9 protein-coding genes and 1 riboswitch are annotated in these 13,331 nt (G+C 63.6%); of the genes, 3 read left to right on the forward strand and 6 right to left on the reverse strand.

What is annotated here, in order from left to right:
• Window positions 1–33 precede the first annotated feature (33 nt).
• Together rapA and JK232_RS08130 are read right to left on the reverse strand one after the other, a co-directional pair.
• Entirely contained in the window at window positions 34–2,940 is a 2,907-nt protein-coding gene (gene rapA / locus JK232_RS08125; RefSeq protein ID WP_072928784.1) for an RNA polymerase-associated protein RapA, read from the reverse strand.
• A gap of 197 nt (window positions 2,941–3,137) precedes the next feature.
• On the reverse strand, window positions 3,138–5,507 hold the full coding sequence (locus JK232_RS08130) for a DNA polymerase II (RefSeq protein WP_212589048.1): 2,370 nt from the start codon (window positions 5,505–5,507) through the stop codon (window positions 3,138–3,140).
• A gap of 190 nt (window positions 5,508–5,697) precedes the next feature.
• On the opposite strand from JK232_RS08130, the gene JK232_RS08135 reads away from it, so the two are divergent.
• Window positions 5,698–6,465, forward strand: a complete 768-nt coding sequence (locus JK232_RS08135) for a DedA family protein (RefSeq protein ID WP_072928789.1) — start codon at window positions 5,698–5,700, stop codon at window positions 6,463–6,465.
• Between the two features lies 1 nt (window position 6,466).
• Here the strand turns inward: JK232_RS08135 and thiQ are convergent, their stop codons facing one another.
• The 4 genes from thiQ to sgrR form a co-directional block, all read right to left on the reverse strand.
• Entirely contained in the window at window positions 6,467–7,168 is a 702-nt protein-coding gene (gene thiQ / locus JK232_RS08140; RefSeq protein ID WP_212589081.1) for a thiamine ABC transporter ATP-binding protein ThiQ, read from the reverse strand.
• Window positions 7,152–8,780 (reverse strand): thiamine/thiamine pyrophosphate ABC transporter permease ThiP, encoded by a 1,629-nt coding sequence (gene thiP, locus JK232_RS08145; RefSeq protein WP_212589049.1) that lies wholly within the window; start codon window positions 8,778–8,780, stop codon window positions 7,152–7,154. Before thiP ends, thiQ begins: the two co-directional genes overlap by 17 nt.
• A complete protein-coding gene (gene thiB / locus JK232_RS08150) occupies window positions 8,756–9,757 on the reverse strand; it encodes a thiamine ABC transporter substrate binding subunit (RefSeq protein WP_072928794.1) in 1,002 nt (333 codons plus the stop codon). The genes thiP and thiB overlap by 25 nt, the downstream gene beginning before the upstream one ends.
• Window positions 9,758–9,799: 42 nt before the next feature.
• A riboswitch (TPP riboswitch) is annotated at window positions 9,800–9,907 on the reverse strand.
• A gap of 40 nt (window positions 9,908–9,947) precedes the next feature.
• The gene (gene sgrR / locus JK232_RS08155) at window positions 9,948–11,609 is read right to left on the reverse strand and encodes an HTH-type transcriptional regulator SgrR (protein ID WP_212589050.1); all 1,662 of its coding nucleotides are present in this window, start codon (window positions 11,607–11,609) and stop codon (window positions 9,948–9,950) included.
• A 100-nt stretch (window positions 11,610–11,709) separates the two neighbouring features.
• Between sgrR and sgrT the strand changes: the two genes are divergently transcribed.
• Together sgrT and JK232_RS08165 are read left to right on the forward strand one after the other, a co-directional pair.
• Window positions 11,710–11,880 (forward strand): glucose uptake inhibitor SgrT, encoded by a 171-nt coding sequence (gene sgrT, locus JK232_RS08160; RefSeq protein ID WP_072928798.1) that lies wholly within the window; start codon window positions 11,710–11,712, stop codon window positions 11,878–11,880.
• A gap of 213 nt (window positions 11,881–12,093) precedes the next feature.
• Window positions 12,094–13,272: an MFS transporter gene (locus JK232_RS08165; RefSeq protein WP_072929083.1), complete on the forward strand. Its 1,179-nt coding sequence runs from the start codon at window positions 12,094–12,096 to the stop codon at window positions 13,270–13,272.
• Window positions 13,273–13,331: the final 59 nt, after the last annotated feature.

Genomic DNA, 13,331 nt, shown 5'->3' on the forward strand with positions numbered 1-13,331 from the left:
AACAGCCGGGCGCGGTGTGCGCCCGGACCGGGGTTACTGGTGGCTCACCACCACCAGACGGATGGCATCCAGCCGCCAGGTGGCGTCGTTGAGGTTCGCCAGCACCTGCTTACGGTTGAACTCCAGCGCTTCGACTTCGTCGTCACGGATGTTCGGGTTCACCGCGCGCAGCGCTTCCAGGCGGGCGAGTTCGGCGCTGGTCTGCTCGTCGGCTTCGATTTTCGCCGCCTCGATCAGCGCCCGCGCCTCGTCGGCCACCAGGGCTTCCGCGTGTTGCAGCATCGCGTGCACATCCTGCTGCACCGCATTCACCAGCTTGCTGGAGGTATGGCGGTTCACCGCGTTCAGCTGGCGGTTGAAGCTCTCAAACTCCACCTGTTTGGCGAGGTTGGTGCCTTTGCGGTCCATCAGCATACGGATTGGCGTCGGCGGCAGGAAGCGCGTCAGTTGCAGGTGCTTCGGTGCCTGCGCTTCCACCACATACACCAGCTCAGTGAGCAGGGTGCCGACCGGCAGCGCCTTGTTCTTCAACAGCGACACGGCACAGCTGCCGGTGTCACCGGAGAGGATCAGATCCAGCCCGTTGCGGATCAGCGGGTGCTCCCAGGTGATGAACTGCGTGTCCTCGCGTGACAGCGCCTGCTCACGGTCGAAGGTCACGGTGCAGCCATCCTGCGGCAGGCCGGGGAAATCCGGTACCAGCATGTGATCAGACGGCGTCAGCACAATCAGGTTGTCGCTGCGGTCATCCTGGTTGATGCCGACAATATCGAACAGGTTAAGCGCAAAGTTTACCAGGTTGACGTCATTATCACCTTCGGCGATCGCCTCAGCCAGCGCCTGCGCGGCCTCACCGCCGTTGGAGTGCTGCTCCAGCAGGCGGTCACGCCCCTGCTCAAGCTGGCGGCGCAGGGCATCGTGCTCGAGGCGGCACTGGTGCACAAATTCCGGCAACCCTTCCTGCTCGGACGGGGTGGCAAGGTAGCCGATCAGCTGCTCGTAGTGCTTGTCATAAATCGCGCGGCCGGTCGGGCAGGTGTGCTCGAACGCGTCCAGCCCGTCGTGATACCAGCGGATCAGCACCGCCTGCGCGGTCTGCTCCAGGTACGGCACCATGATCTGGATGTCACGCTGCTGGCCGATACGATCCAGACGGCCGATGCGCTGCTCCAGCAGGTCCGGGTTGAACGGCAGATCGAACATCACCAGATGGCTGGCGAACTGGAAGTTACGCCCTTCAGAGCCAATCTCCGAGCAGAGCAGCACCTGCGCGCCTTCTTCGGCGGAGGCGAAATAGGCCGCGGCGCGGTCACGTTCGATAATCGACAGCCCTTCGTGGAATACCCCGGCGCGGATGCCTTCACGCTCACGCAGCACCTGCTCCAGTTGCAGCGCAGTTTCTGCTTTGGCGCAGATCACCAGCACTTTTTCGTCGCGGTTGCTGGTCAAAAAGCCCATCAGCCACTCGACGCGCGGGTCGAAGTTCCACCAGGTGCCGTTCTCGCCTTCGAACTCCTGATAGATGCGCTCCGGGTAGAGCATGTCACGCGCGCGATCTTCGGTGCTCTTTTTCGCCCCCATGATGCCGGAGACTTTGATCGCCGTCTGGTACTGGGCCGGCAGCGGCAGGCGGATCTCATGCAGCACGCGGTGCGGGAAGCCTTTCACGCCGTTACGGGTGTTGCGGAACAGCACGCGGCTGGTGCCGTGGCGATCCATCAGCAGGGCAATCAGCTCGCGGCGCGCGGCTTCGCTCTCTTCGCCGTCACTGTTGGCCGCGGCCAGCAGCGGTTCGATGTCCTGTTCTGCGACCATGTCGCCCAGCAGGTTCTGTTCATCGTTGGAGAGGCGATCGCCGCTCAGCAGCAGCGTCACGGCGTCCGCTACCGGGCGGTACTGTTGCTGCTCGGCCACGAACTCCTGATAGTCGTGGAAGCGGTTCGGGTCGAGCAGGCGCAGGCGCGCAAAGTGGCTCTGCGGGCCGAGCTGCTCCGGCGTGGCGGTCAGCAGCAGGACACCGGCGGTGTGTTCCGCCAGTTGCTCAATCACCTGGTATTCACGGCTTGGTGCCTCTTCGCTCCAGGCCAGGTGGTGCGCTTCATCGACCACCAGCAAGTCCCAGGCGGCATCGGCCATCTGCTCCAGGCGGCTTTTGTTGCGGCGCACGAAATCCAGCGAGCAGATAACCAGTTGCTCACTCTCAAACGGGTTGGTGGCGTCGTGCAGCGATTCGGCATAACGCTCATCATCAAACAGGGAGAAACGCAGGTTGAAGCGGCGCAGCATCTCCACCAGCCACTGGTGCTGGAGGGTTTCCGGCACCACGATCAGCACGCGCTCGGCACGGCCGGAGAGCAGTTGCTGATGGATTATCATCCCCGCTTCGATGGTTTTACCCAGGCCCACTTCGTCCGCCAGCAGTACGCGCGGCGCATGGCGCTGGCCCACTTCATGGGCAATGTGCAACTGGTGCGGGATCAGGCTGGCGCGCATCCCGCGCAGGCCGCTCCAGCGCAGGCGGAACTGCTCACGCTGGTATTTGCGCGCCCGCAGGCGCAGCGCAAAGCGGTCCATCCGGTCGATCTGCCCGGCGAACAGCCGATCCTGCGGCTTGCTGAAGGTGAGTTTGCTGTCGAGCAGCACCTCACGCAGGGCAACGGCGGCCTCGTCGGTGTCCAGACGGGTGCCGATGTAGGTCAGCAGGCCGTTCTCCTCTTTAACCTCGTCAACTTTCAACTGCCAGCCTTCGTGGCTGTTGATGGTGTCACCCGGATTGAACATCACGCGGGTGATCGGTGAGTCATTTCTGGCATAGAGGCGGTTCTCACCCGTCGCGGGGAAAAGCAGTGTCACCATACGCGTGTCGAGCGCGACTACAGTGCCTAATCCTAATTCGCTTTCCGTGTCGCTTATCCAGCGTTGACCAAGTTTAAAGGGCATAGTTACTCTCTGTGTTGATGTATCGGGCCGTGCGTTTTTTTACTGCTTTGCGTGCGTTATCCGGGCAATAGCAACGCTGCCATGCCGGGGCGCGGAGTCTCTGGGAGAGGTGCAAAAATGGGAAAGGGCGCTATGGTAATGGATGGTCGCGGTTTCGTCACCTGCCAAACGCCGTTATTTGTCTTAAACCGTTTGCGTCAGAACAATCCCATTTGCCCGGTAATCAGTGTAGCAAAATCGTCCTGAAGGAAAGGCAAAATGCCGTCCGCCACCGGCTCCAGCTGCCGCTCAATATAGTGCTCGTAGTCAATCGGCGCATGGCGTGCTTCCAGCGGTTCCGGCCCGGCGGTGGTCATCACGTAGCGTATCCAGCCGCCTTTCTGGTACTGCAACGGCCGCCCCTGCGCGCGGTTGGCCTCATCCGCCAGCCGTGCGGCGCGTGCATGGGGCGGTACATTGCGCTGGTATTCCGCCAGCGGGCGGCGCACCTGTTTGCGGTAGACCAGCCGGTCATCAAACTCCCCGGCGCGGGTGCGCGCTACATAATCACGCACATACTCCTGGTAGGGCTGGCGGTGGAAAATACGCCGGTAAAGCTCCTGCTGGAAAATCTGCGCCAGCGCCGTCCAGTCGGTGCGCACCGTCTCCAGCCCTTTGTAGATCATCTTCTCTTCACCGTCGCGGCGCACCAGCCCGGCATAACGTTTTTTGCTGCCTTGCTCCACCCCGGCACCGCGGATGGTGGGCATCAGGAAGCGGCAGAAGTGGGTTTCGAACTCCAGCTCCAGCGCGCTCTCCAGCCCCATCTCTTCGCGCAGATGCTGCTGCCAGAACTGGTTCACCTTCGCCACCAGCGCCCGGCCGATCTGCTGCGCGGCGGCCTCGTCGTGCGGCTGTTTCAGCCAGACAAAGGTGGAGTCGGTGTCGCCGTATATCACCTGATAGCCTTCGGCCTCAATCAGTGCGCGGGTCTGGTGCATGATCGCGTGGCCGCGCAGGGTAATAGAGGAGGCGAGGCGCGGGTCGTAAAAGCGGCAGGCACTGGTGCCGAGCACGCCATACAGCGCATTCATGATGATTTTCAGCGCCTGTGACAGCGGGGCGTTCTGCTGCTGTTTGGCCGCCTCGCGCCCCTGCCAGATCTGGCGCACAATCTCCGGCAGGCAGTGGGTGGTGCGGGAGAAGCGCGCACCGCGGAAGCCCTCAACAGAGGCCTGCTCATCCGGGTCGTGCAGCCCGGCCACCAGCCCCACCGGATCAATCAGGAAGGTGCGGATAATTGACGGGTAGAGGCTTTTGTAATCCAGTACCAGCACCGAATCATACAGGCCGGGGCGCGAATCCATCACAAAACCGCCGGGGCTGGCCTGCTCCTCCACATCGCCCCGGTTCGGCGCGACAAAGCCGGCGCGGTGCATACGCGGGAAATAGAGGTGGCTGAATGCGGCTACCGAGCCGCCGTTGCGGTCCGCCTCCAGCCCGGTGACGCTGGCACGCTCCAGCAGGAACGCCAGCAGATCGGTTTTGGAGAAAATGCGCGTCACCAGTTCGCAATCTTTCAGGTTGTAGCGCGCCAGCGCCGGTTTGTCTTCACGAAAGCGCTGTTCAATCTCCGCCAGCCGCTGGTAGGGGTTGTCAATAGCCTTGCCTTCGCCCAGCAGTGTTTGCGACACCGCTTCCAGGCTGAAGGACGGGAAATTCCAGAACGCCGATTTCAGCGCCTCGATACCGTCAATAATCAGCCGCCCGGCGGCCGAGGCGAAGAAATGCCCTTGGCGGAAACCGTGCTCGCGCCACTCCAGCACTGCGCCGCCGCGCCCCAGCCGCAGCGGGATGCCGTAGCGCTCGGCGTGTTTCTGCAACACCCGCAGGTCGAACTGGATTACGTTCCAGCCGATGATCACATCCGGGTCATGCTCAGCCAGCCACTGGTTGAGCTTCTCCAGCAGCAGCGGGCGTGAGGCGACATACTCCAGCGCGAAATCCTCACGCTGCGGCGTGCCGTTCTCCGGCCCCAGCATGTAAACCTGCCGCTGGCCGCACCCCTCAATGCCGATGCAGTACAGCTCGCCGCTGCCGCTGGTTTCGATGTCAATCGAGGCGAGTTTCAGCGGCGGGCGATAGCCTTCGGCCGGTTTCATCCGGGTATTGAACAGCGTGTCCTCTGCACCCGGCTCACCGCTGAACCAGACCGGCGCAGTGATGTAGCGCTCCATCAGGAAACGCTCCGGTGGGCGGATGTCCGCCTCATACAGCGCCACGCCCTGATCCTTCAGCGCCCGCTCCAGCCGGGAGAGCTGGCGCTGCTGGCGGCAATAGAGCGCCAGTTGCGGCCGGTGGCGGAAATCACACAGCGCCACCTCACGCAGCACGGCGCCGCTTTCACCGCGCAACACCGGCTCCGCCAGCGCGCGCTGTTCCGCAGGCAGAAACGCCACCGCCTGCTGGGGCGGCAGGCAGACTTTCTGCGGGCCATCATCGGTCGCCAGCCAGAACGTGATCTCTGTGCCGGTGGGCGTATCACGCCAGTGGCGGGTCAGGATAAATCCCTGGCGGGCTGGGGTCATGGTGCTGCCTGTCGGGTGAAGGGAACGGATGCGCGTAGTATGGTTTTTTATACAGGGGATGTCCAACACCGGCGGCCTCTGCCAACGGCACATACAATTCACATACAATTCATTGATTGACTGCGTGAATAACCACGTTAACAATTCAGCGGAAAAATGATGAATTTACGCCGCAACCTCGTTGGAATTTATGGAATCTTACCTTGAACATCTGATTACCCAGTCTGTGGCCTTTTCACTGTTGGCGGTGGGCCTGGTGGCATTTCTGGAATCACTGGCGCTGGTGGGGCTGCTGCTGCCGGGCACGGTGATGATGGCCACCCTCGGCGCGTTGATCGGCAGTGGGCGGGTGAACTTTTATGAAGCCTGGGTGGTCGGGAGCATCGGCTGTTTCGCCGGTGACTGGATCTCCTACTACATCGGCCACCGCTTCAAAGGGCCGCTGCAACGCTGGTCATTCCTGAAGAAGCATAAATCCCTGATGAGCAAAACCCGCCACGCGCTGCACAAGCACAGTTTCGCCACCGTGCTGGTAGGGCGCTTTATCGGCCCGACCCGCCCGCTGGTGCCGCTGGTGGCCGGGATGCTGGACCTGAAACCGCTGACGTTCGCCGTGCCGAATGTGGTGGGCTGCCTGACCTGGCCACCGGTCTATTTCCTGCCGGGCATTCTGGCCGGGGTGGCGATCGGTATTCCGGCCGGGGCGGACGTCGCGCATTTCCGCTGGCTGCTGCTGGCGACGTTTGTGGCCGTCTGGCTGGCGGCCTGGCTGGGCTGGCGCTGGTTCCGCGACGGCAAACGCAGTGAGGACTGGCTGTCACGCCGTTTGCCGCTGGCGCGGCTGCGCTGGGTGTGCGGGCTGGTCACCGTGGTGGCGGTCGCCTGCCTGGTGATGCTGTTCAGCCACCCGCTGATGCCGGTCTACCGCCGGTTGCTGTGGCAGGTGATGGCGTTCTGAGTCAGGGGCGCGCCACGCCGAGGATGCGTGCCTCGGCGGCGCTGCCGTCAATCAGTGCGGCGGTCGGGCCGTCATAGTAGATCCGCCCGTCCACCACCAGCAGCGTGCGCGGCGCAATCCGTGCCGCGTCATCCAGATTATGCGACACCATTAGCAGCGTCAGTGCGCGGCGGCGGCATACCTCGTCCAGCAGCGCCAGCATGTCGCTGCGCAGGGCCGGGTCAAGTGCCGAGAACGGCTCATCCAGCAGCAACAATGGCTGGCTGCGCAACAAACAGCGCGCCAGCGCCACCCGCTGCCGCTGCCCGCCGGAGAGCTGCGACGGCAGCCGTTCCAGGCATTCCTCCAGCCCGACCTGCGCGGCGATCTCCGCCAGCGCCTGCCGCTGGGCGGCCGTGAGTTTCAGGCCGGAGTGCAGCCCCAGCCCGAGGTTCTGCCGCACCGTCAGGTGGGCAAACAGGTTGTTCTCCTGAAACAGCATCGACACCGGGCGCTTCGCCGGCGGCGTGTCGCGGTGATCCGCCCCGGCGATCTGTAAGGTGCCGCTGCTGGCAGGGAGGAAACCGGCGATCAGGCTGAGCAGGGTGCTCTTGCCCGCGCCGCTCGGCCCCAGCACCGCCACGCGTTCGCCGGGCTGTACCGCCAGGTCAAAGCGCATCGGCAGGTGGTGGTAAAGGTAGGTCAGCTTATCCAGCGTCAATATCGGTTCGGGCATGGTTCCGGCGCTCCGGTAAACGTTCAATCAGGGTGAAAAGCAGGAAGCAGAGCAGCAACAGGAGCAGCGCGGTGACGGCGCCGTCCTGGCTGCGGTAGGCGCCCATCTGTTGATAAAGATAAAACGGCAGGGTGCGGAACTGCTCATTGCCGAACAGCGCCACCACCCCGAAATCCCCCATCGACAGCACGCTGGCAAAGGCCATCGCCTGCGCCAGCGGCAGGCGCAACGCGCTCAGCTCCACCCAGCGCACGCGCTGCCAGCCGCCCATGCCCAGCGCCCGGCAGAGCGGGGTATAGCGCTCCGCCAGGTCACGCATCGGGTTGTCCAGCACTTTGAGCGCGTAGGGCACCGCCATCAGCGCATTGGTCAGGATAACCAGCGCCCACGGGGAAGCAGGCAGGCCGCCGGTGGCGCTCAGCAGCAGGAAGAAGCCGGTCGCCAGCACGATGCCCGGCATCGCCAGAATCACCATGCCGCACAGCTCCAGCGCCTGCGCCCGGCCGCGCTGCTGACGCAACCGCCACTCCCGGCTGCTCCAGAGCAGCATCATGGTCAGCACCACGCAGAGCAGCCCGGCACCCAGCGCAATCCGCAGCGAGGTAGTGAGCGCCTGCCACAGCACCGGCTGTTGCAGCACGCCCAGCAGCGCGCGGTTGGCACCGTCCGCCACCACTGCCAGCAGCGGCGGCAGGATAAGCAAGAGCGCCAGCGTAATCACCACGCCGTCCGACAGCCGGGAAAAAGCGCTGTCCTGCGGGTTACGCCACTGCGCGGCCTGCGTATGCCCGCTGGGCAGCGCCTGGCTGAAGCGCTGGCTCAGCAGCACCAGCCCCAGGCAGCAGCCGAGCTGGATCAGCGCCAGCATCGCCGCGCGGCTGAGATCGTAGTCGTAACTCAGCGCCTGATAGATAGCCAATTCGATGGTGGTGGCCTGCGGCCCGCCGCCGAGGGAGAGCACGGTGGCAAAGCTGGCGAAGCAGAGCATAAAGATCAGCGCCGCGGCGGGCAGCAGTTGCCGCCGCACGGCGGGCCACTCCACAAAGCGCCACTGCTGCCAGCCGTTCATGCCGAGCTGCGCCGCCAATTGGCGCTGTTCCACCGGGATATTCTCCAGTGACTGCAACAGCAGGCGGGCAGCCAGCGGCAGGTTGAAGAACACATGCGCCAGCAAAATGCCCTGCAAGCCATAGGGCGAGAAGGTGTAAGGCACACCGAGCCCGCCGCAGATCTGCGCCAGCCAGCCCTGCCGGCCATACACGCTCAGCAGGCCAAACACCGCCACCAGCACCGGCAGCACCAGCGTCATGGCGCAGAGCCGCAGCAGCAGCGCCCGGCCGGGGAAGCGGCGGCGGAACAGCGCACGCGACAGCCACAGCGCAGGCACCACCGAGCAGACGGCCGACAGCAGCGCCTGCAAAAAGGTGAAGCGCACCACATGCCAGAGATAGGCGTCATCGGCCAGGGTGCGCCACGCCAGCGCCGGGGCGTGGAAGACGATCGCGCCGAACGCCAGCCCGGCGACGCCGAGCAGCAGCGCGCCCGCCAGCAGGCCGGGCAGTTGCCAGCCGGACATCAGCGGCTGACGGCGGTTTGCCATGTGCGGATCCAGGCGGCGCGTTGGGCAGCGACCTCAGCGGCGCTGTAGCTCAGCGCGGTTTGCGGTACAGCCAGGCGCTCAAACCCGGCAGGCAGGGCCACCGGCGTCACCGGGTACATCCAGTTGCCGGTCGGGATGGTGTTCTGGAAGGCGGGCGTCACCATAAACTGCATAAACTTTTGCGCCAGTGCCGGCTGGCGGCTGGCGGCCAGTTTCCCGGCGACTTCCACCTGTAAATAGTGGCCTTCGCTGAAGGTGGCAGCGGCATAATTCGCCTTTTTCTCTTCAATCAGGTGATATGCCGGGGAGGTGGTGTAGCTCAGCACCAGGTCACTTTCGCCCTTGAGGAACAGGCCGTAAGCTTCGCTCCAGCCTTTGGTCACGGTGACGGTTTTCTTTGCCAGTTTCTGCCAGGCGTCGGCTGCGTTGTCGCCGTAGACTTTCTGCATCCAGAGCAGCAGGCCGAGGCCCGGCGTGCTGGTGCGCGGGTCTTCATAAATGACTTTCAGCGGGCGGTCACTCTCGACCAGATCGCGCAGGCTGGTGGGCGGGTTTTTGAGTTTTTCTTTGTTATAGACGAAGGCAAAATAGCCGTAGTCATAAGGCACAAAGGTTTTATCCTGCCAGCCGCCCGGCACCTTCAGCGCGGCGGTGTCAAGGCCCGACGGGGCGAACAGGCCGGTTTGCGCCGCCGCCTGCAACAGGTTGTTGTCCAGCCCCAGCACCACGTCGGCCGGGCTGTTCTTGCCCTCCATCCGCAGGCGGTTGAGCAGCGAGACGCCATCTTCCAGCGCCACAAATTTCAGCTCACAGCCGCACTCTGCCTCAAAGGCTTTTTTCACCGCCGGGCCGGGGCCCCAGTCCGCGGCGAACGAGTCATAGGTATACACCGTCAGCAGCGGTTTGGCGGCCAGCGCCGGGGCAGACAAGATAACGGCAGAGACAACACACAGATAAGGCAGGATCTTTCGTGACACTTTGCGCTCCTCAGGAAAAGGGTGGCAAAGGATTTTGAGCAAGCGTGGCGCAGTCTCAAATCCCTCCGCCGGTATTAACCGGATCAGGTTCGACGGGACTCTCTCAGCGATCACGGCCGGGCAGGCGGTGTCGCACCCCGTTGAGAACGCGCCATTGTAAAGGCTTACTCCGCCCGGCGAAAGGGCGGGCTTAGGCCTCCGGCGGCGCAAACCAGGCAGATTTGAAGTCAAACCAGCCGAGGCTGTTCATCCGCACGCCGCGCATACTGCGCTGGCCCTGGATCTGTAGCCAGTGGTGGAACAGCGGGTGCAGCTGTTGGCGGCTCACCAGCGCCCGGCACCACTCCGCCAGCGGCAAGTGGTTGTCACGCCACTGCGCGGCCGCCGGGTGCAGATCCTCATCCAGGCAATGGTGCAGCAGCGGCAGTTCGTAGAGCCCGGCGAACAGGGAGAACTCCAGCGGCTGGGTGAAGTTAACGCTGCCGAGCCACAGGTCGCTCTGCGCGTCACCGTTGACCCAGGTTTCATAGCTCACCTCCTGCATCACGAGCGTGACGCCCTGCGCCGCCAGCAACGGCCGTAACGCATTGACGATCGCCAGAAACTCCGGGTGGTGGCGGTAGCAGGTCAGCGTCAGCGTCGTCAGCCCGGCGGGCTGGGCGGGCCTGGCGTCATACGTACGGTGGTGCCAGCGCGGCAGCAGGCCAAAGGCCGGTGACCAGTAGCGCTGGTAGAGGCGATCGGCATGATGCAGCAGCGCCAGCGGGTTCAGCAGGTCAGTGAGCCAGGCGCGCACCTCCGGCCGGGCGGCGAGGGCAGAACGCCGGTCAAACAGCAGGAAGTAGCAGCCCTCTTCCAGCCGGTTCTCCAGTTCACGGTGGGCGGTGTCGTCGGCCTGCAACTGTACGCCGCCGAAGATCAGCTCCTCACTCAGCTCCGGCTGCACCCAGATGCTGACCTCATCAATCAGCGCGCGGTAGCCGAAGTAGTCATCAAACGCGCGGATCTTCAGTTGCGCCGGGCGGTTGTGCACCATCGCGTAGGGGCCGGTGCCGATCGGCTGGCGGGCAAAGTCCGGCAGTTGCGGCCATTCGCGCGGCAGGATCATCGCCGGGACGCTGCCGAGCAGCCACGGCAGCCAGTGGTCCGGCATACTGAGACGGATCTCGATGACATGCGGCGTCGGCGAGGTGATCGCCAGCAGGTGGGAAAAGAGCGGCAAAGTGCGGATGCGCGTCAGCGAGGCGATCACATCCTCCATCTCCAGCGGCCGCCCGTGGTGGAACGGGATGGCAGGGCGCAGGTAAAAGCGCCAGTGCAGCGGGGAGAGCGCCTGCCAGTGGTGCGCCAGATCCGGTTCCAGTTCCCCGTTTTCCTCATTTATCCGCGTCAGGCCGCTGAAGATCTGGCGCGCCAGATGGGTTTCCGAGCGGCGCATCGGCGAGCCGGGTAGCAGGTTAAACATCGGACGGTAGTAAAGCACCCGCAACAGGTGCCGCCCCTGGCGGAAGCTGCGCCCGAGCTGGGCGAGCAGCATCTGGCGGGCAGCCTGTTTGTCCCCGACCAGTTGCACCAGCTGGTCAGCGTTGCCTTGCTCGATCAGCTCCTCGGCGCGCTGTTGCTGGAGCGCCAGCCCGGTGCGCAGGAAGGTGAGGGTAGAGCGCCGCCCGCGCCCCGCCTCCGCCTGCCAGTGCAGCCAGCCCTGTTGCTGCATGGTGGTGAGCAGCGAGCGGACGTGGCGGCGCGAACAGGAGAGGATGTCCGCCAGCGCCTGAAGCGTGGTGTCGGCAGGCTGGCCGTGGAAGTGCTGCCAAAGCCGGATGAACTGCTGCTGTAAACGTGAGGTCGGCATAAAAGGGGAACTCCGCGCGAGAACTTCATCAATTTATCTTTCCCCATATTACGCCGATACTGCTTCTCAGCAACCCACACTGCCGCCCGGAGAAGAGAACATGACACGCCTGCTGACCAGCCGGTTTTACCGGCGCTATTTCAACGCCGTCTCGCCGCAATGGGACTGGCTTGCCTGGATCCCCTGCCAGCACCGCATCACGCTGCTCGAACAGCTGATGCAGTGGCAGACGCCTGCTATGACCGACGAGCAATACCACTCACACACCTGACGCACCGGTCATCCACTTTTCTGAGTAATGGTGTTTTTCACCAGCCAGCCGGGTTTCCCGCTGGCTTTTTTATTGCCGTTCACTGAACCAAAAAAGCGGGCGGTTGCAGGTTTTTGCTGCTGTATCCGCGGCAAAACCCGTCTACACTCCACGTTTCACCGGGTTAAAAACCGCTTTCACTCGCAGGGATACACAGTTATGTCCAACCGGTTTATGACTCAGCGGCTGACCGCCTTCCGCCGGCTCAATCCTGTTTTTGTCGCTTTCCTCGCCGTGACGTTCCTGAGCGGGATTGCCGGTGCGCTCCAGGCACCGACGCTCAGTTTGTTTCTGACCACCGAGGTCAAGGCCAGCCCGCTGTGGGTCGGGCTGTTTTACACCATCAACGCCGTGGCCGGGATTGTGGTGAGTTTCCTGCTGGCAAAACGCTCTGACCACAGCGGCAACCGGCGCAGCCTGATCCTGGTCTGCCTGCTGATGGCGGTGGGCAACTGTGTGCTGTTCGCCTTTAACCGCCACTACCTGACGCTGATCACCGCCGGGGTGTTTCTGGCGGCGATTGCCAACGCCGCCATGCCGCAGCTGTTTGCGCTGGCGCGGGAATATGCCGATAACTCGGCGCGCGAAGTGGTGATGTTCAGCTCAATGATGCGGGCGCAGCTCTCGCTGGCCTGGGTGATCGGGCCGCCGCTCTCCTTTACGCTGGCGCTGAACTACGGCTTTACCCTGATGTTCAGCCTGGCCGCGGCGTTCTTCCTGGTCAGCGCCTTTATGGTCTGGTGGATGCTGCCGTCGGTGCCGCGTGCCGAACAGCCGGTCGATAAGATGGTGGTGTCCACCAGCGCCTGGAAGGATGTGAATGTGCGCACGCTGTTTTTTGCCTCGCTGCTGATGTGGACCTGCAACACCATGTACATCATCGATATGCCGCTCTACATCAGCCACGACCTCGGGCTGCCTGACCGGCTGGCCGGGCTGCTGATGGGGACGGCGGCAGGGCTTGAGATCCCGGCGATGCTGCTGGCGGGCTATTACGTCAAACGGTTCGGCAAGCGCAAAATGATGATTGGCGCAGTGGTGGCCGGGGTGCTGTTCTATGGCGGGCTGGTGCTGTTCCAGGGCAAAACGGCGCTGCTGCTGTTGCAGCTGTTTAACGCCATTTTTATCGGCATTGTCGCCGGGATCGGGATGCTCTATTTCCAGGATCTGATGCCGGGGCGGCCCGGTTCCGCCACCACCTTATTCACCAACAGCATCTCCACCGGGGTGATCGTTGCCGGGGTATTGCAGGGCGTGGTGGCCGAGCACGTCAACCACTATGCCGTCTACTGTGTGGCGGCGGCGCTGATGGTCGCCGCCCTGCTGCTGACCTGCCGGATACGGGATGTGTAACCGGCCAGGATAAAAAAAGCCCGCCAGACCGGCGGGCTTTTTTGTCGGCGCGGCGCGGG

This window comes from Nissabacter archeti (assembly GCF_018257325.1).
Lineage (GTDB): Bacteria > Pseudomonadota > Gammaproteobacteria > Enterobacterales > Enterobacteriaceae > Chimaeribacter > Chimaeribacter arupi.